Origin of the sequence: Beggiatoa leptomitoformis (genome assembly GCF_001305575.3) — a bacterium.
Lineage (GTDB): Bacteria > Pseudomonadota > Gammaproteobacteria > Beggiatoales > Beggiatoaceae > Beggiatoa > Beggiatoa leptomitoformis.
This window is the reverse complement of record NZ_CP012373.2, coordinates 2,529,459-2,548,889: the sequence shown is the minus strand read 5'-3', so window position 1 is coordinate 2,548,889 and position 19,431 is coordinate 2,529,459. Positions and strand designations below refer to the sequence as shown.

Below are 19,431 nucleotides of genomic sequence, written 5' to 3'. Positions count from 1 at the left end.
ACTGAAAGCGTGTTTCCATCACTACATTGGTTATTATTTATAGTTTTTTTATGGTTTTATGTATTACTGCACAAATTATCATTTTTAGGAACGTAACGACAGTCTTGTGTTTGCTCAATCCGTGAATGACAAATATGTTACTATCCGAGTTTCTTCACTTTATCACGTTACTAATGATTTATGAGCAAACCCAAACGCTATGTATTTTTTGTATCTGACAGCACAGGCATTACGGTCAGCACTTTAGGCAACAGCCTATTAGCCCAATTTGAAGATAATGTTGAATTTGAATTTACCACCATTACATTCATTCAATCAGTTGAACAAGCTGAAGACGCTGTAAAACAAATCAATGAATATGCCAAAACTGCGGAATATCGCCCCATTATTTTTGCAACACTCATTGAATTACCTTATCGCCACATTTTAACCAAAGCAAACGCTTTATTATTTGATATTTTTGGTCGTTTTATCGAACCGTTAGAATTAGAACTAGGGCTTAAATCTTCGCACGCAATTGGACGCACGCACAATAAGGGTGAGGAGACCTTGTCTTATTATAACCGTATTGAAGCGATTAATTTTGCCTTGCAACATGATGATGGTGCAAGTGTTAAACGGTATGAAGAGGCGGAAATTATTTTATTGGGTGTATCACGCTCGGGTAAAACACCAACGTGTTTATATTTAGCGATGAATTTTGCAGTGACAGCGGCAAATTATCCATTGATTGCTGAAGAATTGGGCGATGGTTTACCGTCTATTTTACAGCCGCATCAACACAAATTATTTGGGCTAACGATTGCACCTGAAAATTTGCAACGCATTCGTCAACAGCGTTATCCAAACAGTGATTATGCGTCATTAAAAACTTGTCAGATAGAAGTACAAAAAATTGAAGCATTGTTTCGACAGTTAAAAATTCCCTATATCAATGCAACGCACACCTCTATTGAGGAGATTTCTGCAATGATTTTAAAACAGACGGGATTGAAAAAGCGATTTAAGTAAGTTTATGGATTACAATGGTTTTTCACGGATAATGCGGCTGTGGTCAGCGTTATCCGTCACTGTGTAAAAAGCTTATCATTGTTTTTTACGGTAAAACTGAGGGTTACTTTATTTGATAGTGCAAAAGAAGTGGTGGTATTAAAATAAGAAAACTAAAAGAAACATTAGCGTTCACCGATTAAAAGACAAAAGCGAATTTTTAAGGGTAAAACCTTTTAAGCCCAAAATATCGCCGTCCTTAAATGGAGACGTTCAAGTATGAAAGAAAAGACGTTATTTATCATTATGCTGATATTACTTACTGTTTTGAGTACTTTTGTTGTACAGTTATATTTAGAGAACAAAGAGTTAAAGAAAGATGTTGTAGAGAAGCAAGCGTTTATAGACAAAACAAATAAAGAAATTGAGAACATAGAAAGAGTCTTCGAAAAATTTAGAAGCGAAGTGACATGTATTAAGAACCCGTTTAAATAGAAGCAGTCCCCAATTGGAAATATCATGGAAACACTTATCAGGCTACATATCGAAAAACTTCCCGAAGGCTATTACCTTGCTACTTCAAAAGACGTGCAAGGTTTAGTTGCTCAAGGTGAAACTTTAGAGGAAACAATCTCCATTGCTCAGGATGTCGCAAAGTGTTTATTGCTGGCACAAGCCCAAAATGTCCGCAAAATTCCAGACTCCTTTGATTGCGCTTTAGTGATTGGGGTTTAAATGGGGCGGTTATCAGGGTTTAAATATCGTGAGATAGTTAGCCGTCTAAGGGCTTTAGGCTTTGAACTTTACCGACAAGCCGCTGGCAGTCATGAGATTTGGTATAACGCTACAACAAACTGTTACACAACAATCCCCCAATCATTCAGGTGATATGCCTGAAGGCACATTAAAAGCTGTTCTGACGCAAGCAGGTATTAGTACTGAGGAGTTTTTGAGGAAGTAAGTGGGTTTTTTAAGTCAAAGATAAAACTCTTTTAAGCTTTATGTCCGTTATTCTCGTGCAAGGCTTGTGCGGTGGGGCAATTAAGGGTAGTGAGAATAATTAAGAAGCTTTCACTTTTAGGAAATTAATCATGTCAAATATAAAATTATCAGACCAAGCGTTGTCCATTTTAAAACAAATGAAAAGTGAAAGAATTCCATCTTTTATTACGTTGTGTACCTTAAGTGATGATTTAGTACTAAGCGAAGAAATCTCTATTTCTGAGCCAAGGTTTTTAAATGATGATTTAAATACTCTTGTAGCAAATGGTTTTTTAACTAAGTTACCTTCTACACATATAGATTCTTTCGTTTATTCAATTACTCGTCAGGGGTTGGCATTAGAAAAAGAAGGTTTTGATGCGTTGAGTTTTGGTACAGTCACTGGGAACGTAGAAATCCAACAAGCAGGAAACAATATATATAATTTATCTCTTAATAATTTAGCGATACAACAAGACATCAATACAACCTTTTCGCTGTTAAATGGGTCCTATAAAAATAGTAAGGCTCAATGCAACTTATCGTGGGTAAATGTTTCCAGTTTTTTAGAAATTTTATATAAACAAAAATATCATCTATCCCCAAATTCTCATAAAGATGATTTTTTAGGTTTTTTAGCCTTTTTCTTTAAAAAAGAAAATTTTAAAGTAACCTCTCATCTTTCTATTATAAAAAATGTAATTACGTATATACCTTCTACCTCGGAAAATCGTTCTATATTCTTACGCACTATACAATTACAATTATCAGCAGCAGAATTGTTTTTTTTATTTTTCTATAGTATTTACCTAAATTTTTATTTGAAAGATAACTCTCTATTTAAAATTTGTAATGATGAAATCATGTTTTTTCCGTTTTTTACTTCTAATAGTTTTGAACTAAAATTTTTTCTTGTGTCTTCATTTTTGTCTGATGTTAATAGTGATGATATGCAAAGAATTGAAGAGTTAACTATTTTTTTTGAAAAATTATTGAGTTATGCAAAGACCTAAATATTTAGGTATTCTTAAACTGTCCTCAAAAGGAGATAAGAGAAGCCGAAAAAACCCCCGCCCGCAATCGAGCGCGGTGTGCTGATGCGGGCGGGGCTGACTGAGGTAAAACTGTTCAAAGTGAAAAGAATGTGATATTTCTCTAGGCTGTAAGCCTTGATACCATAACCAAAAATATTGAGATTATTAATTTACAAGGAAAATTAGTTTTTGCCCAATGTCCCAACGGGGAATTTTTCCGCAGTTACAAATACGGTCAATAATTGTCTGTGTATATCGCATAAAAAGACTCCTACCAAACTACGCCAAACAAAAATAACCCAGAATTGAGCGAAAATAGCCCCCTGCGGAGGGGAGTGCAGGCGAGAAAATGAAATAAGGCTTTGTTTTGACTTTTTCGGGAGTCTGAACAAAGCCTTTTGATGGCGGGATTTTCAATTAATTGATGAGCGTTTCTGTATTGTCTTTTGCGCCAAAACTGAGGGTTACTTTATTTTTACTCATTCTTTTTAGACCATCTTGCAACATAAGTTTTACAAAATCATACACTTCATCAGCATTTTGTTTGGCTAAAACATCCGTTATATACTTTTCGTTTAAATTCCCTGCCATATCACCTAAGCAATAACGGGTCTCGTAACATAAGGTATCCCATTCCAGGATTAAAACACCTGATGTCTTAGGGTTTGATGTTTCAGTAGTTTCAGTAGTTTCTGTCGGGGCTGGGGTGTCAAAGAGGGAAGCCTGAAATTGCATCAATCTGCTCCATTAAGTCTTGAGTCTTTTCTATTGCGGATAAAATATAAAGGTACTGCACACAGTCATTATAGCTTAATGTTCTGCCTTTTCTATCTTTGAGCCATTTTTGACAAACTTGATAACCGCCAATGTAAAAGTGCCAAATCGCGGGGCTAATATCTTCAAAATACTGGGTTTTGTTGATGTAAACCTTGTCGTCTTTGTATTCGATTTTCTCAACAAGATTATTACCTTCAATGGGAAAACTGCTGTCGTTTTCGATATCCGCTTCCATGAGGTGAATTTTAACCAGTTGTTCGCCTAACTCGGTGAGTTGTTTAAATTTAGCTTTATCTTTGGTTAAGGGCAAACGGGGAAAATCTATCTTTAGAAATTCGGCATAACGTGTTCTATAACTTGGGCTGTGAAAAACGGCATACATGTAGTAGAAAACATCTAACGCGCTAATGCTTGTTTTAAAATCGCCTCGTTCTTCAGGGATAAATTGTAGGGTTAAGCGAGTTTCTAAATCTTGGATGAATTCGGGGGAAAAGTTGGGTTTGCGGGTGATTTGTGGCTCTGATAGTCCTATATAGGAGAGTAAGCCTTTTTCTTCTTGGTAGAGATAGAGGGGAAATACATTAACTCCACCCCTTCTAAATACATTGGTGTCTAACATATAGTTAGTACATGTTACTAAATGCCAAATGTCATCATTTACGGCTATTCCTTGTCTTCCCAAACCAATGGATAAGTTATCCATATTATCAATATGTTGCATAACATCTTGACGAGAACGATCAACAAGGTTTTCGTTATGATAATAACTGCGTATATCAAATGGGCGATATAAAACATGTGTAAAAAAACATTGCCAATTTTTATCATCACGTAAATGTGTACGGCTTATATTTAAATTAAAGCTATCCGTCTCTTTCAAATCATACAATTCAGCAATTTTTGCATCAGATAATGCAAGATTTCTAAAATCATCAATCCGTTTCTGCAATTCTGTTTTATCAAAAGCGATAACAAAATGGTCGCGGTGTGTTTTTACACCTGTTGAATTTAGCGGCATTATTTCTGTAATTTTCCATCCGCGTTCGTATTCAGGCAATAAATCGGTATTTTGTGGAACAAATAAATAAAAAGGCGATTGCGGTTTTAAGCTTGTCCATTCTGTCAAATTAATATCTTTCTCAGCTAAATACTGATATTTAAAAGCCCGTTCACCGTGTAAATGTGCATGATAAACTTGAGCATATTCTGCTTTTTTCTCACGATGTTTGATAAAAATCCCAATCGCAACGCCTTGTTGAATATCAAACACGTTTTTATCCACACTGCCATCAGGTGATTGCTCTTTTTTCTTTGCATTACCGTGTAAATCTAAAATATAGATTTCATCAAAATCTTGCATCAAAGCCTGACGCATTCCCCTAAAGGTTGGATTATCTAAATAGCCGTGATTTGTGACAAAGCCTAAAACGCCGTAGCCTGTTTGCTTAATTCGCCACTGGGCAAAACGAATGAATTTAACATAATCATCTTGTAAGCCTTTTGGATTGCTTTCGTTCAAAGAACTACCATCAACTTGATAATAATCACGGATTAGTTCACTAATCCACTTCCCTTTATTCATTGAATCATAGGAATAAGGCGGATTCCCTAAAACCACCATCACAGGCGATGTTGATTTAACACTGTTTGCCTCATTGGCTTCATTCGACAACCACCGCGCCAGCAAGGTTTCTTCACTTTGATGTGCTTCATCTAAAGTATTGGTTAAAAATACCCTTAATCGCTCATCACTTTTAAAATCATAGCCATAATCTTTCAACTGCAAACTTAATTTCATGTGAGCGACAGTATAAGCCGCCATTAACAACTCGAAACCATGCACACGCGGCAATAAATGTTTAGAAACATAATCCGACCACATGCCCTTATTTTTACGGAATTTCTCAAAAATCGTCGCAAAAACAGAATATAAAAATGTCCCTGTTCCTGTTGCAGGGTCAAGAATCTGCACTTTATGCACGCCATTTTCTAACAAAGAACTATCCGCTAAACCTTGTTTTAACTTAAATTTATCTTTAAGCACTAAATCCACAGAGCGCACGATATAAGACACAACAGGTTCAGGCGTGTAATAAACCCCCCGCACCTCTCGCAATTTAGGGTTATATTGCGCCAAAAAAGTTTCATAAAAATGCACGACAGGGTCTTCTTGCCGTGTTCTCCGTCCAAAGTTTTCTAAAATCGCCGCAATATCTGCCCGATTCAACACCGCACATAAATGGTCAACCATCCACACTAAACGGTCATCTAATTCAATCCCTGCAATTTGATTAAATAAATTTCTTAAAAACGGATTGGTTTTAGGAACAAAATGACTCGCGGTTAAACGATTAAAAGGCTGACTTAAATCTGCGCTACACTTTGCGGCGAATAGCCCATAACAAACGGTTTGCGCGACCATGTCGGTAAAATCTTCAACTTTTAACGTATCTAATAAGGTGATTCTAAAACTATTTAACTGCTCATGTAACTTGCCTCTGTCCCCTTCCTGTTCATACGCAAGTAGCATATTACGATCAATATCTCGCGCAATAAGTGCCATTTTTTTGGCTAACTCTTCAGGACTACGTAGCGTGACAATCTGCGTATTGACAAAGGTCTGCAACAAAGTTTCTAAGTGTGAAAACGATTCGGGAATCGGTTTTAAATTCCCTTTTTTATCTCGTTCCGCTAAACGCACCGTCATTTCAGGTCGATATTCCTGCTCAACAAACCAACGGAATTCAACATAATCCGTCAACAACAAATTATTTAATAACGGCAAATAACGCTCTAATTGCTCAGACTGTTGTACTTTGTTCAAATCAATGCCGATGTCTTTCGCCTCAATATGTCCCACAGGAATATCATTTTTTGCCACTTCAAAATCGGGCGAACCGCAGGCAATACGGCGGGGTTCATTGGTTATTCGATAGTCAGGTAAAATCGCACATAGCAAATTCTTTAAAGCAGGGCGGTGAGTATGTTCTGTTGCATTCCCTGCACTGACAGCAGCTTGCAACTCGTTTAAATACGTTTGTATAGGGTTCATTTTGTTCTTTTAATCGAGAGAATGTAAAAATCTGTTCTATATTAATTATCTCACAGTACTCGGATTAGTATTGCTAACGCCAACAACCGCCGTGCGAGAAAAGTTACTTCTTCACAGGTTTCTGCCACTGTTCTATCGTGATTTGTTGCGCCCGACTCAAGGTTAATTTTTCCGCAGGTGTATCATGTACGATGGTTGAACCTGCGCCAATTGTCGCCCCTTTGCCGACTGTCACAGGAGCAACTAATTGTGTGTCAGAGCCGATAAATGCGCCGTCTTCAATGATGGTTTTAAATTTATTCACACCGTCATAGTTACAAGTAATTGTTCCTGCGCCAATATTTACGCCTGCGCCAATTTCGCTATCACCAATATAGCTTAAGTGATTGATTTTTGAGCCTATGCCAACAGTGGTTTTTTTCACTTCGACAAAATTACCAATATGAACTTGTTCCGCCAAAACGGTATCAGGACGCAAGCGGGCAAAAGGACCGATAATGCTGTTTGCGCCAACGGTGCAGGATTCCAGCACGCAGTGGGAGCGAATTTCTACATCGTCAGCAATTTCTACATCTTTCAATATGCAATTTGCCCCAATCGTGACGCGGTTGCCTAGTTTTATCACGCCTTCAAAAATCACGTTAATATCCACGCAAACATCTCGCCCAATGCTCACTTGTCCGCGAATATCTAAACGTGCAGGGTCGCGCACGCTTAAGCCTTGTTGCATCAGGGTTATAATTTGTTGTTGTTGGTAATAACGTTCTAGGGTAGCGAGTTGTAAGCGGTCGTTTACGCCTAGCACATCATATTCGTGTCGGGGGGAGTGTGTGGTGATGTTGATTCCATCGCGCACTGCGAGTGCAATAATATCCGTTAGATAGTATTCACCTTGCGCATTATGATTGGTTAATTGTTGCAACCAAGTGCGTAATGCGTTGACGGGGATTAACATAATTCCTGTGTTGATTTCATGAATGGCTTTTGTCGTGCTATCAGCTTCTTTTTCTTCAATAATCTGTATAACTTGACCCGAGTCATTGCGCACAATACGCCCGTAACCTGTTGGGTTATCTATGGTCATTGTGAGAATGCCAACTTGATTGCTCGGCGTTTGGGCGCACAGGGTTTTTAAGGTTTCGGCTGGTATCAGTGGCACATCACCATAGAGGACTAAAATTTGTTGATTATCTGTGAGATAAGGTAATACTTGCGCGACTGCATGACCTGTTCCAAGCTGTTGTGCTTGTTGTACCCATGTTGCGTTTGTTTGTGCAAATACCGTTTGGAGTTGCGCACCGCCATGACCATGAACAATATACAGTTGCGTGGGGTTTATCTGATAAGCGGTGTCTAATACATGTTGTAATAATGGCTTATCGGCTAAACGGTGTAAGACTTTAGGTAAATCGGAATACATCCGTTTGCCCTGTCCAGCCGCAAGGATAACGATGGCAAGTGAGGTGTTTATTGTCATGGTGCGTGGTGTGGATGAGTGCGCGAGAAAAGGTGACGCAAGCAGGAATTTATTCTGCTTGTCCATAAATGCCAACGAAACCTAATTCTTTAAGTTCGTCAACTGTCCAGATTTTTGTGGCTTGTGGCTCGCCTAATATCTTGTCTTTTAACCATTCTTGCTGTTGATGATACACATCAACTTTGCTCATGCTGGCGTGTGGCGGGATTTTATCTAATACATCGGGTAATTCGGGGTTGTAAATATTGCGTAAAAACACCAATGTTTGAGCAGAATTAGGAAGCAGCGCATTGATTTTTTCTAACAATGTTTGTTCTACCGTGTCACTCGTTGTTTTTACCTGTTGCGCTTGTAAATACGCATGTACTGCTTTGAGTGAGTCTTTTTCAACTAGCAAGGCTAATAATTTTTCTAACAAAATTGTGTCCATCTGTGACATATCACCTTAAATCAGTTAATTTCCATTTATTGTAACTTTCCTGCCATCACCAACATATTACAGACAACGAGCTATTACTATGTCATCTACATGCTTAATTATTGGTAATAAGAAATACTCTAGTTGGTCTTTACGCCCTTGGCTGTTTGCCCGTTATTTTAACATTCCTTTTGAGGAAATCCGCTTATCTCTTTATGTCCCTTCTTTTTATACGCAAATCTTGCAATATTCTCCTTCGGGCAGAGTCCCTGTATTACATGATGCAGGGCGGATTATTTGGGATTCTCTGGCAATTTGTGAGTATTTAAATGAAACCCATTTAGCGGGGAAAGGCTTACCTAGCGATGGCGATGCACGGGCGGTGGCGCGTTCTGTCAGTGCCGAAATGCACGCGGGGTTTGCTGAATTGCGTAAAGAATTACCTTTAAATTGTGCTTACGATAAGGGCGCGGTTAGCATTTCTGATTCGGCACAGCAAGAAGTCCATCGTATTTGTGAAATCTGGCGCACTTGTCGAATGAAATATGGGCAAAATGGCCATTTTCTATTCGGTGATTTTAGTATTGCAGATGCGATGTACGCGCCAGTGGTTTTACGTTTTGCCAGTTATGCCGTCAAACTGGAAACTATCGAGCAGACGTATCTGGAGACAATTTTAGCATTACCTGCTCTACAGGCTTGGATAAGTGCAGGAAAAGCAGAAACAGAGGTGTTGCTTTCTCAGGAAAGATAAGAAAATGCTAGAGTGCATTAATAGACTGCTAAATAGGTTAAGCATTTTCTTGTCTTTAAATTCTGGTAATTCTGTTAATCCTGAAAATTCTGATTCAGACAATCTTTAAAAATGGATAACACCGCTTAAAGCTGTGTTATCCATGTTATATTTTGCAATAAATCTATTGTTTTTAAATTCTGTCAATTCTGTTAATCCTGAAAATTCTGATTCAGACAATCTTTACTACTTTTAAAATCCTGATTCAGACCCTGCAAATACGATACAATTCCTCTTTTCTCTGCTGTCGCAACTAACCGAATAGATTTAGCATGTCAACCTTGATTGAAGAAACGGCGAAACGCCGCACATTTGCCATTATCTCCCACCCTGATGCGGGTAAAACTACGGTAACGGAAAAACTATTGTTATTTGGTGGTGCAATCCAAATGGCAGGCACGGTGAAAGGACGTAAAGCCGCTCGCCATGCAACATCCGATTGGATGGAACTGGAAAAACAACGCGGTATTTCTGTGACTTCCTCCGTGATGCAGTTTCCTTATAAAAACATCATTATTAATCTGCTTGATACACCGGGACATGAAGACTTTTCCGAAGATACTTATCGCACCTTAACCGCCGTCGATTCTGCTTTGATGGTGATAGATTGCGCTAAAGGGGTGGAAGAACGCACGATTAAATTATTAGATGTTTGTCGCCTACGTGATACGCCGATTATTACATTTATCAATAAATTAGACCGTGAAGGTCGCCCGCCGATTGAGTTATTAGACGAAATTGAAAGCGTGTTAAAAATTCAATGCGCCCCTATCACTTGGCCCATCGGCATGGGAAAACGCTTTAAGGGGGTTTATCATCTCTTAGACCACAGCGTCACGTTGTTTGAACATGGTAAAAATGCCATTGCAAGCGAAGGACAACGTTTTGCACGCTTAGATGACCCCGCATTAGCCGCTATCATTGGTCAGGATATGATTGATGAGCTACAGGAAGAATTAGAGCTGGTACAAGGAGCAAGTCATCCATTTGAATTAGAACCCTATTTATCAGGAAAGCTCACGCCTGTTTTTTTTGGCTCAGCAATTAATAATTTTGGCATTCAAAGTTTATTGGATAGTTTTGCCGAATACGCACCTGTGCCACAACCCTGCCCAACAACGAGCCGTATTGTTGAAGCAACCGAAGATAAATTTTCTGGTTTTGTCTTTAAAATCCAAGCAAATATGGACCCTGCACACCGTGACCGTATTGCTTTTTTACGGGTTTGTTCAGGTCAATACAGTAAGGGTATGAAAGTGCGTCATGTGCGTCTTGCCCGTGATGTACAAATTGCAACGGCCTTAACTTTTATGGCAGGGGAACGGGAACATGTAGAAGAAGCCTTTCCCGGTGATATTATCGGTTTACACAATCATGGCACGATTCAAATTGGCGATACCTTTACGCAAGGTGAAACCCTAAAATTCACGGGTATTCCCTACTTTGCCCCTGAGATATTCCGCCGCGCTCGCCTGCGTGACCCATTGAGGATGAAAGCCTTGTTAAAAGGATTGATGCAACTGAGCGAAGAAGGGGCAACCCAAGTTTTTCGCCCGCTAAGCAATAACGATTTGATATTAGGGGCTGTTGGCGTGTTGCAATTTGATGTGGTCAGTTGGCGATTAAAAAATGAATATGGGGTGGAATGTAGTTTTGAAAATGTACAAGTTGCGACTGCGCGTTGGATAAAATGCGACGACGCGAAAAAACTGGAAGAGTTGCAAAAAAGAGCATTTGAAAACTTGGCATTAGACAATGCTGACCAATTGGTTTATATCGCCCCAACGAAGATTAATCTCAGTCTTGCCCAAGAAAAATGGCAAGGGGTGCAATTTTTAGCAACGCGAGAACATTAACAATAGATGGACGGTTTAGACGTTTCTTTTACATTGCTCGCGTTTGTACTGGTAGTTGCGTATCACCTCTACTTGTACATCCGCATTAACCATACGCCGCATGTCGTTAGATTTAGTAAAATAAACATGTTACGGATTTTGTGGGTTGATAGCGTGTTGGGGGGGAAAAAAGACGTGATGGTTGTGCAAACCTTGCGCAATTGGATTATGTCTAGTTCTTTTCTTGCTTCCACCGCGATTATTATTGCCTTGGGCATTTTAAATATGGCCCTAACCGCAGAGCAACAAAAACATACGCCAGAAGCCTTATGGATTATGAAGTTATCTCTACTGGCGATTAATTTCTTTTTAGGGTTTTTGAATTTTGCCCTAGCGGTTAGGCTTTATAATCATCTGGCTTTTTTGCTCAATATTCCGCTCAATGACGCAACCTACACCGATTTCCGCCAATTTGTGATTAAAACACTTAACCGTACCGCTTATTATTACAACGTTGGAATGCGACATTATTACTTTTCCATTCCCTTAGCCTTATGGTTATTAGGTGGCTTCTGGCTACTGTTAGGAACGCTTGTTTTAGTTTTCACCCTTTACCGCCTAGATTTTGGTGGTAATGACATGCAATGGCTACAAACCGAATAACTATGCCTACTTCTTTAGATATTTTGCTCCGTCGTTTACACATCGTCATGGTTGGCACAACACACCCCGGTAATATAGGTTCTGCTGCCCGTGCCATGAAAACCATGAACGTTTCCCAATTAGTCTTGGTAGAACCGCTTAAATTTCCCTCTGCTGAAGCGACTGCATTAGCGTCAGGGGCAAGCGATATTTTGCAAAATGCGCAGGTGTGCGATTCTTTAGAAGCGGGATTAAAGGATTGTCGCTTGGTTTTTGGCTGTAGTGCGCGCCCGCGCAGTGTGGCATGGCCAACACTTAGCCCTGAAGCCTGTATCGAAAAAGCGTTAGAGTCGGGAGAAAATTGCGCGATAGTGTTTGGACGGGAGCATTCAGGTTTAAGCAATGCAGAATTAGACCGTTGTCATTATTTGGTACAAATCCCCTCTAATCCTGATTATGCGTCGTTAAACATTGCAAGTGCGGTACAAATTTTATGTTATGAAGCCCGCCGCCAAGCAAGCTTATTAACTGCAACACCCAGTATTGCCATTAAAAATGAAATTCCGCTAGCTTCTGCTGAGGAATTAGCACGGCTTTACGAGCATTTAGAGCAAACGTTGATAGATATAAATTTTTTAGACCCAGAAAAACCCAAGCGTTTAATGCGTAAATTGCAACGTTTTCTTAATAAGGCACAACCAAATCAATCTGAGGTTAATATTTTGCGTGGAATTTTGACAGCCGCGCAGGTACAGGGGAAAAAAAGCTAGGTTTTCTTTGGTAAAGGTTTTAAAAGTTGAAAAAGTGATAGCGAAAGGCTTAGGATATTTGCGGGGAACATTACGTTTTGCTACTGAATTTTATTTTTGAACATTTAAAAAAGAAAGGCCCACAAGAAGAATCTTATGAGCCTTTCTAAATTTCAAAACCTAATTTGTTAGCCGATACCTAACCAAAAACGATACTTAACCCTTATGGTTTGACCCGTTCACAGTGCTAGCTCGGACCCACTGAGGCGAACCTCAGCTTCATTTTTATAGACCACAGGGCATATATATGGTCTTAGGTTTTAATTAAACACTAAAAGATAATTTCTGTCAATGAAGAGGATTATAACTTGCTGAACAAACAGATACCCTCAATGTGAGCGTTAGGATACAACTCTCTTAAAAGGTTGACTGCTGCACTTAAAGTACTACCTGATGCAACTAAATCATCTACAACAATGATTCGTAAAAGAGTCATGGATATTTCTGGCGAATGTAAACTAAGTTTTAGTGGGTTAATATACGCCCGAGATTTTATATCAACATTTTTCATAGAAAACATCTTGCCTTTAACTTTTCCCAAGCGAGCTATCAATTGCTCAATGGAGCGACATTCTTTCTTAGAAAGCAAAGAGTTTTGGAGTAAATCTTCAAGCTCTGATGAAACTTCATCAATTGTTTTTTTCTGAAATAAATTATTCAAAATAAGTACTTGATTATTCATTCTACGTGCTATTCTCCTTGCTATAATTAACGCTATGGGATGCGATGAAGGCATTGGCACGATAATATCGGCTGATTTTTGTCCAAGAATCTTTTCAAGCAATACATAAAAACTTCCCAAAAACTTAGTAAGTTCTCTCCTTGAGATAGAATATCCATCTTTCCCCTTTAAAGCGTAAATTAATGGGTTTCCATCCCCTGATGATGATTTTCTGCGTTGGAATATACATGAAATTTTACACCCAGTAATTTCATGCTCCATAGGAATTTGTTCTATATTAGTATTTACTAAACGATTGTGCGTGGCATTAAAAGTAACAACTTTATTTGGTGAAACATCAATTCCCATAGAAAACCTTTATAAATTAAGCCACTGACGATATAATTTGATTTACATAATGTTGTAGCCATATCCCTGACTAACTCAGGCTTGCTGTACAACTCACAGAAACCCTTAGCAAGCACAAGCTATTATTAATGTGGGCGAATGATGGCGATGAGCTACGGTTGTATCTGTTTTAACGCATTCATGGCTTCCTGTTTTTCCCAATCATCTGTTAAACGGGTAAGCATTTTTTCATAATATTTTACGGGGTTCGTTAAGTCTTTATCATCAGTGCTATATTCGCCTGTTGTGACATTCAAGCGAAATTGCACATATTTTTCCTCAAATAATGGCGTGTTATACGGTAACCAACGGTCAGTAGTGATGCGTAAATGCTCGGCATCTTCCCAACGTTCCATATCAATGCTACCGGGATAGGGATTAATACTATAACGGGCTTCTACTGCTTGGTTTTCTAATAAGGGCTGAAGCGGAAAAACATCAAGCGCGGGATGCCCTTCACCTGCGGAAGCGATTGCTATCCAGTGTTCCGTTGGCGAAATTTCAAACGCCGTTACACCGTAAAAAGACGCAGGAATATCTAGCTTGACTGTGAAAGATTGCGCGCTGAATAAAAACCAGTGCGATTCTTGGTCAGTTCGTAACACGCATAATTGTTTACAAGTGTTTTCGTGTGTGACCGCTCGACAAGTCAGGCTTGAAAAAGGCGCGGGTAAAGTAGCGGTTTCGCATGTTGCATAAACCGCAGTAGAGAGAAAAAAGCATAAACTAAAACAGAGTTGTGATATAAGAGGCATCATTTTTCCCTTCATAGATATGTGAGTTATGAAGTTTTCTGCACAAAAAATTCTATTAATCGCCACACGCCAAATTGGTGATGTGTTGCTGGTCACGCCCTTGCTACGGTCATTACGACTCGCCTATCCGACTGCGCAGATTGATGTGTTAGTTTTTCGGGGGAAGGAGGGCATTTTAAACGGTAATCCTGATTATCAAACTTTATTAACCATTGCCGAGCGTCCATCATGGCGCGAACATTTGGCATTGTTAGCCCGTATTACCCGTCGTTATGATTTGGCAGTTTCTACGTTAGCGGGTGATAGACCTATATTTTATAGTTTGCTCGCTGCCCCTTGTCGAGTATCCATTGTGCCACCGTTAGATAAAAAATCAGCATGGAAACGTTGGATAACACAGGGCTGGACAGTATTAGACGACGAGCAAACTCACACCGTCACCCAAAACTTACGCCTAACTGATGTGTTGGCAATCCCGCGTCAGTATGCGGTGGTCGCGCCTACTTTGCCTAGTGATACGGCAACATTAAGCCGTTGTTTACCCTTTGCATGGCAAGCTGAAGCCTACGCTGTTTTACATTTATTGCCGATGTGGCGTTATAAACGCTGGACATTAACAGGTTGGGCAGCATTGGCGGAATATCTAACACAGCGCGGTTTACGGGTTGTGTTGACAGGTGGCGGGGGAAAGGCAGAATTGGACTATTTACAAACTGCTTTGCAAACCATGCCCGCAACGGTTGTTAATCTCGCAGGACAATTGCAATTTTCTGAAGTAGCAACATTGTTACGTCATGCCTGCATTTATGTAGGACCTGATACCGCTGTTACCCACTTAGCTGCCGCTGTTGGTGTGCCAACTGTAGCATTATATGGGGCGACAAATCCTGTTAAATGGTCGCCTTTTCCAGCAGAATATCAAGCAGATGTGCCACCTTTTGCAAAAAAAGGTTCACAACGATGTGGTAATGTATTTCTAGTACAAGGGGCGGGCGAGTGTGTTCCTTGCCATCAAGAAGGTTGTGAACGACATCGTGAGAGTTATAGCCGTTGTTTAGATACTTTAGAACCTGCAACCGTGATTCAAGCTGTACAAACAATGCTTGTTTGAGATTGCCTAAGTTCTATTACAGATGGGCTTTAGTTTTCATGGATAACACTGTTTACAACTGGGGTATCCGTCCTACTTTTACAAAATGGTTGCAGGATTTCTATAACTAACCGCATTAATTTTTTTACTTTTATACGCTGTTAATTCCGTCGCTTTTGATTTAGTCAGGCTTTTTTAAATGAATAGCCGCGTCGGAAAATACACTTATCCTCTTATTACTTTTATGATTTACATTCACTATGTCTGAATATCCCGTCGTTGTCGCTGCCGAGCAGTTAAGCAAGATGTATGGACAACAATCTGTTGTAAAATCTATTAATTTTAATGTTTATCAAGGCGAATGTTGTGGCATTTTAGGCCCTAATGGCGCGGGGAAAACAACAACGTTACGCATGTTAATCGGTAGTACGCCCCCGAGTGGTGGACGTTTAACAGTATTAGGCGCGACAATTCCCGACCAAGCGCGCGAAATGCGCGCCCGTATTGGCGTTGTACCGCAACAAGATAATCTTGACCCCGATTTTAGCGTGACCCGTAATTTAGAAATTTATGGCAGTTATTTCGGCTTGAGTCAGGCAATGTTACAAGCCAGAATTCCCGAAATTTTAGAATTTGCCTCGCTGCAACATAAAGCTAATGCACTGATTAATATGCTCTCTGGTGGAATGCAGCGGCGATTATCCCTTGCCCGTGCCTTGATTAATCAGCCCGAATTATTAGTGTTGGACGAACCCACGACAGGGCTAGACCCACAAGCACGGCAATTAATCTGGCAACGCCTACGCCGTTTAAAAAATGATGGGCTAACGATTATCTTAACCACACACTATATGGAAGAAGCAGAAAGGCTGTGTGATAGATTGATTATTATGGATAATGGTAAAATTCTTGACCAAGGTTCACCACGTGATTTAATTGAACGCTATATAGAACCGCAAGTGGTAGAAGTTCATGGCGTGGATGTGCAACAGTGGCACGACCAAGTTGGTAAAACTGCACCATTGCGTAGTGAACAAGTGGGCGACACGTGGTTTTATTATGGACGTGGGCAAGCCATCACGCAGTTATTACAAACCCTAGAAAATCGGCAAGCCTTGCGTTACTTGCATCGTCCAGCCAGTTTAGAAGATGTTTTTTTAAAATTAACGGGGCGGGAGTTGCGCGATGATTAGTGCATTAATACGATTATGGTTCAGTTTTCTTCAAGGGCGTTGGCGTGCTATCTGGTCACGACACACGCGCGTATGGCTAAAACTATTTTTACCGTCATTACTGGCAAATTTTGGCGAACCGTTGTTTTACCTTGTCGCACTGGGTTATGGATTAGGGCATTTCGTTGGAAAAATTGGTGATTTACCCTACGTGGTTTTTCTTGCGTCGGGCATGGTATGTAGTAGCGGTATGCAAACAGCGACATTTGAAGGTTTATACTCTGCATATACCCGTATGGCGGTACAACGCACATGGGAAGGCATGTTAGCCACGCCATTGGATATTGAAGATATTATTCTAGGTGAAGCGGCATGGGCAGCAACAAAAGGCCTACTTGGCGTTAGCTCAATCCTGCTGGTTGCGACGTTACTGGGGATGGTCAGCAGTTGGCAAGCCTTGTGGATTTTACCCTTAATGATACTGGTAGGCGCGTGTTTTGGTGCAATGGCGTTAATTGTAACCACACTAGCAAAGAGCTACGATTTTTTTCTGTATTACGTGACCTTGCTGTTAACCCCAATGACATTATTAAGTGGTATTTTCTTTCCATTTAACAGCTTACCGCCAATTATCCAAACGGGTGCATATTATTTCCCTTTAGTCCACGCGGTTGAATTGGTACGGCCGTTAATGACAGGGCAAGCGGTAACACATATTATTTTGCACTTATTCGTTATTGTTTTTTACTGTATTTGTGCCTTGTGGATAGCCAGTTATTTATTGCGGAAACGTTTATATAGTTAATCGGTTAGTGGCAGAAAATAGGATGGAAAATGACAACAGATTACAAAAGAAGTCTTTTTCATCCTGTTTGACACGCTCAAAAACACCATACCCGCCCCTACACTTTTTCCGCACTATTGAAAAGCCTACTCCGCATAATTATTGATATTCAATTAATCATTCATTTCTTGGGTTTTTATCCTCTATGCAACGGCAAACCTTATTTGCATTTCTACTCACAGTTCTCTCACTGCCACTATATGCAATTGATTTACCTGATATAGGTGCATCAACAGATACGGCATTATCCCCAATAGAAGAACAACGTTTAGGGGATAGTGCCATGCGTCAGTTACGGCGAGAAGTTGAAGTGATAGATGATTTAGAAATCAACAACTATATTAATGCGTTGGGTAATAATCTCGCAGCAGTTAGCGATATGCCAGAACAACGGTTTACTTTTTTTGTGGTTAAGTCCCCCATTATCAATGCGTTTGCAATTCCGGGCGGATATATAGGCATACACAGTGGCTTGATTTTACAAACGCAAGATGAGGGTGAATTAGCGTCTGTCATCGGACACGAAATCGCGCATGTGACGCAACGGCATATTGCACGAAGCATTGAAACTGCGGGTAAATTTTCATTACCTGCAATGGCTGCCATGATTGCAGGAATGATTGTTGCGACGAAAAACCCTGAAATTGGACAAGCGGCTGTTGCAACGATTGCAGCGGGAAATATTCAAATGCAAATCAATTTTACCCGTGTACATGAGCAAGAAGCCGACCGCGTTGGTATGCAGATTTTATCCGCCGCAGGGTTTGACCCGCGCAGTATGCCTGCATTTTTTGAGCAATTACAAAATTCTAGCCGTTATTATGGTACTGAAGTACCCGAATTTTTACGGACACATCCTGTAACAACCTCACGGATAGCCGAATCACGCGACCGTGCAGAGCAATATCCAAAACACGTAGTCACTAATAATCCGTTATATCACCTCATGCGTGCAAAACTCTTAGTAGTTACCGACAATAACCCACGTGACTTATTGAAAAAACTGCAAAAAAATCTTACTGAAGGGCGTTTTCGTGATGAGCGTGCGGTGCATTATGCACTTGCCTTAACCCTATTAAAAAGCCAACAAATAGAGGGAATACAAGCGCATATTGATTGGCTGCTTAAGCATGATACTGACCGCGTTGCTTACCATTTATTACAAGCGGATTTAGCTTTATTACAAAACAAACCTGCAGTTGCCTTGCAACTCTATGAACAAGCACTGACTATTTACCCCGCTGACCAATTGTTAGGCATTCGCTTTGCAGAAACCCTACTCCGTCAAGGACAAGCCGCCAAAGCAAAAACGATTTTATTAACCTTATCATCAACGGGGAATAATCCCTATTATTACCGTTTATTAGCACAAGCCTATCAAGATACAGGCTCCCCCGCAGAAGCAGGATTAACCCTTGCGGAAAACCTCTATTTGCAAGGTAAAACCCAACTTGCTTTAGCGCAATTAAAACAAGTGAGTCGTTTACCCGATTTATCACCCTATTTAAATGCAAGAATTACAGAACGTTATAGCGAATTAGAAACAGAGTTTGAAGCAGAAAAGGAAGCAGAAAAAGAAGCACACTGATTTTTTTATAAATTAAGGTGTTGTGACGCATTTGAAACAGGTTATTGTCCCCACTTTGAAATAACTAACGTCAATGATTTTATAGTATCATATAGAATTAATATC

Annotated in this window: 19 protein-coding genes; 13 read left to right on the top strand and 6 right to left on the bottom strand. The window is 39.9% G+C overall.

The features are described from left to right. The first annotated feature begins 180 nt into the window (after positions 1-180). From ppsR to AL038_RS10620, 5 genes are all read left to right on the top strand, one after another. Positions 181-1,011: a posphoenolpyruvate synthetase regulatory kinase/phosphorylase PpsR gene (gene ppsR / locus AL038_RS10635; RefSeq protein WP_062152629.1), complete on the top strand. Its 831-nt coding sequence runs from the start codon at positions 181-183 to the stop codon at positions 1,009-1,011. Positions 1,012-1,509: 498 nt separating this feature from the next. After that, positions 1,510-1,725 (top strand): type II toxin-antitoxin system HicB family antitoxin, encoded by a 216-nt coding sequence (locus AL038_RS10630; protein WP_002685204.1) that lies wholly within the window; start codon positions 1,510-1,512, stop codon positions 1,723-1,725. Beyond that, on the top strand, positions 1,726-1,878 hold the full coding sequence (locus tag AL038_RS18945; RefSeq protein WP_201800076.1) for a type II toxin-antitoxin system HicA family toxin: 153 nt from the start codon (positions 1,726-1,728) through the stop codon (positions 1,876-1,878). Further along, complete coding sequence (locus tag AL038_RS18285; RefSeq protein ID WP_201800186.1) at positions 1,817-1,951, top strand: type II toxin-antitoxin system HicA family toxin; 135 nt, start codon at positions 1,817-1,819, stop codon at positions 1,949-1,951. The genes AL038_RS18945 and AL038_RS18285 overlap by 62 nt, the downstream gene beginning before the upstream one ends. 130 nt (positions 1,952-2,081) lie before the next feature. Further along, positions 2,082-2,984: a hypothetical protein gene (locus tag AL038_RS10620; protein WP_062152624.1), complete on the top strand. Its 903-nt coding sequence runs from the start codon at positions 2,082-2,084 to the stop codon at positions 2,982-2,984. 438 nt (positions 2,985-3,422) lie between these two features. Here the strand turns inward: AL038_RS10620 and AL038_RS10615 are convergent, their stop codons facing one another. From AL038_RS10615 to AL038_RS10600, 4 genes are all read right to left on the bottom strand, one after another. After that, positions 3,423-3,740 (bottom strand): hypothetical protein, encoded by a 318-nt coding sequence (locus AL038_RS10615; protein WP_062152622.1) that lies wholly within the window; start codon positions 3,738-3,740, stop codon positions 3,423-3,425. Further along, positions 3,715-6,834 (bottom strand): type ISP restriction/modification enzyme, encoded by a 3,120-nt coding sequence (locus AL038_RS10610; RefSeq protein ID WP_062152621.1) that lies wholly within the window; start codon positions 6,832-6,834, stop codon positions 3,715-3,717. The genes AL038_RS10615 and AL038_RS10610 overlap by 26 nt, the downstream gene beginning before the upstream one ends. Before the next feature lie 103 nt (positions 6,835-6,937). Beyond that, positions 6,938-8,311: a bifunctional UDP-N-acetylglucosamine diphosphorylase/glucosamine-1-phosphate N-acetyltransferase GlmU gene (glmU, locus tag AL038_RS10605; protein WP_062155470.1), complete on the bottom strand. Its 1,374-nt coding sequence runs from the start codon at positions 8,309-8,311 to the stop codon at positions 6,938-6,940. A 49-nt stretch (positions 8,312-8,360) separates the two neighbouring features. Beyond that, entirely contained in the window at positions 8,361-8,741 is a 381-nt protein-coding gene (locus AL038_RS10600; RefSeq protein WP_062152619.1) for a hypothetical protein, read from the bottom strand. An 88-nt stretch (positions 8,742-8,829) separates the two neighbouring features. Here AL038_RS10600 and AL038_RS10595 point away from each other — a divergent pair, with 88 nt between their 5' ends. From AL038_RS10595 to AL038_RS10580, 4 genes are all read left to right on the top strand, one after another. Further along, positions 8,830-9,483, top strand: a complete 654-nt coding sequence (locus tag AL038_RS10595; protein WP_062152616.1) for a glutathione S-transferase family protein — start codon at positions 8,830-8,832, stop codon at positions 9,481-9,483. Between the two features lie 311 nt (positions 9,484-9,794). Further along, positions 9,795-11,378, top strand: a complete 1,584-nt coding sequence (locus AL038_RS10590) for a peptide chain release factor 3 (protein ID WP_062152614.1) — start codon at positions 9,795-9,797, stop codon at positions 11,376-11,378. A gap of 6 nt (positions 11,379-11,384) precedes the next feature. Continuing rightward, positions 11,385-12,020: a DUF599 domain-containing protein gene (locus AL038_RS10585; protein WP_062152612.1), complete on the top strand. Its 636-nt coding sequence runs from the start codon at positions 11,385-11,387 to the stop codon at positions 12,018-12,020. 2 nt (positions 12,021-12,022) lie between these two features. Next, complete coding sequence (locus tag AL038_RS10580; protein WP_083991498.1) at positions 12,023-12,769, top strand: RNA methyltransferase; 747 nt, start codon at positions 12,023-12,025, stop codon at positions 12,767-12,769. Between the two features lie 340 nt (positions 12,770-13,109). On the opposite strand, the gene AL038_RS10575 is transcribed toward AL038_RS10580, so the two are convergent. After that, the gene (locus tag AL038_RS10575; RefSeq protein ID WP_062152610.1) at positions 13,110-13,838 is read right to left on the bottom strand and encodes a type I phosphoribosyltransferase; all 729 of its coding nucleotides are present in this window, start codon (positions 13,836-13,838) and stop codon (positions 13,110-13,112) included. Positions 13,839-13,990: 152 nt separating this feature from the next. Continuing rightward, positions 13,991-14,635: a hypothetical protein gene (locus tag AL038_RS10570; RefSeq protein WP_145917092.1), complete on the bottom strand. Its 645-nt coding sequence runs from the start codon at positions 14,633-14,635 to the stop codon at positions 13,991-13,993. A 25-nt stretch (positions 14,636-14,660) separates the two neighbouring features. On the opposite strand from AL038_RS10570, the gene AL038_RS10565 reads away from it, so the two are divergent. From AL038_RS10565 to AL038_RS10550, 4 genes are all read left to right on the top strand, one after another. Further along, positions 14,661-15,743: a glycosyltransferase family 9 protein gene (locus AL038_RS10565; protein ID WP_062152606.1), complete on the top strand. Its 1,083-nt coding sequence runs from the start codon at positions 14,661-14,663 to the stop codon at positions 15,741-15,743. Between the two features lie 239 nt (positions 15,744-15,982). Further along, positions 15,983-16,915, top strand: coding sequence for an ATP-binding cassette domain-containing protein (locus tag AL038_RS10560; protein ID WP_062152604.1), 933 nt, complete (start codon positions 15,983-15,985; stop codon positions 16,913-16,915). After that, on the top strand, positions 16,908-17,699 hold the full coding sequence (locus tag AL038_RS10555) for an ABC transporter permease (RefSeq protein ID WP_062152602.1): 792 nt from the start codon (positions 16,908-16,910) through the stop codon (positions 17,697-17,699). The genes AL038_RS10560 and AL038_RS10555 overlap by 8 nt, the downstream gene beginning before the upstream one ends. Before the next feature lie 184 nt (positions 17,700-17,883). Continuing rightward, a complete protein-coding gene (locus AL038_RS10550; protein ID WP_062152600.1) occupies positions 17,884-19,326 on the top strand; it encodes a M48 family metalloprotease in 1,443 nt (480 codons plus the stop codon). The last annotated feature ends 105 nt before the right edge of the window (positions 19,327-19,431 follow it).

Excerpts from the sequence above, each read along its gene's own strand:
- AL038_RS10590 (WP_062152614.1), top strand. The coding sequence starts at position 9,795 with ATGTCAACCTTGATTGAAGAAACGGCGAAACGCCGCACATTTGCCATT.
- AL038_RS18945 (WP_201800076.1), top strand. The coding sequence starts at position 1,726 with ATGGGGCGGTTATCAGGGTTTAAATATCGTGAGATAGTTAGCCGTCTA.
- AL038_RS10575 (WP_062152610.1), bottom strand. The coding sequence starts at position 13,838 with ATGGGAATTGATGTTTCACCAAATAAAGTTGTTACTTTTAATGCCACG.
- glmU (WP_062155470.1), bottom strand. The coding sequence starts at position 8,311 with ATGACAATAAACACCTCACTTGCCATCGTTATCCTTGCGGCTGGACAG.
- AL038_RS10600 (WP_062152619.1), bottom strand. The coding sequence starts at position 8,741 with ATGGACACAATTTTGTTAGAAAAATTATTAGCCTTGCTAGTTGAAAAA.
- AL038_RS10570 (WP_145917092.1), bottom strand. The coding sequence starts at position 14,635 with ATGATGCCTCTTATATCACAACTCTGTTTTAGTTTATGCTTTTTTCTC.
- ppsR (WP_062152629.1), top strand. The coding sequence starts at position 181 with ATGAGCAAACCCAAACGCTATGTATTTTTTGTATCTGACAGCACAGGC.
- AL038_RS10630 (WP_002685204.1), top strand. The coding sequence starts at position 1,510 with ATGGAAACACTTATCAGGCTACATATCGAAAAACTTCCCGAAGGCTAT.
- AL038_RS18285 (WP_201800186.1), top strand. The coding sequence starts at position 1,817 with ATGAGATTTGGTATAACGCTACAACAAACTGTTACACAACAATCCCCC.
- AL038_RS10565 (WP_062152606.1), top strand. The coding sequence starts at position 14,661 with ATGAAGTTTTCTGCACAAAAAATTCTATTAATCGCCACACGCCAAATT.
- AL038_RS10595 (WP_062152616.1), top strand. The coding sequence starts at position 8,830 with ATGTCATCTACATGCTTAATTATTGGTAATAAGAAATACTCTAGTTGG.
- AL038_RS10585 (WP_062152612.1), top strand. The coding sequence starts at position 11,385 with ATGGACGGTTTAGACGTTTCTTTTACATTGCTCGCGTTTGTACTGGTA.
- AL038_RS10610 (WP_062152621.1), bottom strand. The coding sequence starts at position 6,834 with ATGAACCCTATACAAACGTATTTAAACGAGTTGCAAGCTGCTGTCAGT.
- AL038_RS10560 (WP_062152604.1), top strand. The coding sequence starts at position 15,983 with ATGTCTGAATATCCCGTCGTTGTCGCTGCCGAGCAGTTAAGCAAGATG.
- AL038_RS10580 (WP_083991498.1), top strand. The coding sequence starts at position 12,023 with ATGCCTACTTCTTTAGATATTTTGCTCCGTCGTTTACACATCGTCATG.
- AL038_RS10620 (WP_062152624.1), top strand. The coding sequence starts at position 2,082 with ATGTCAAATATAAAATTATCAGACCAAGCGTTGTCCATTTTAAAACAA.
- AL038_RS10555 (WP_062152602.1), top strand. The coding sequence starts at position 16,908 with ATGATTAGTGCATTAATACGATTATGGTTCAGTTTTCTTCAAGGGCGT.
- AL038_RS10550 (WP_062152600.1), top strand. The coding sequence starts at position 17,884 with ATGCAACGGCAAACCTTATTTGCATTTCTACTCACAGTTCTCTCACTG.
- AL038_RS10615 (WP_062152622.1), bottom strand. The coding sequence starts at position 3,740 with ATGCAATTTCAGGCTTCCCTCTTTGACACCCCAGCCCCGACAGAAACT.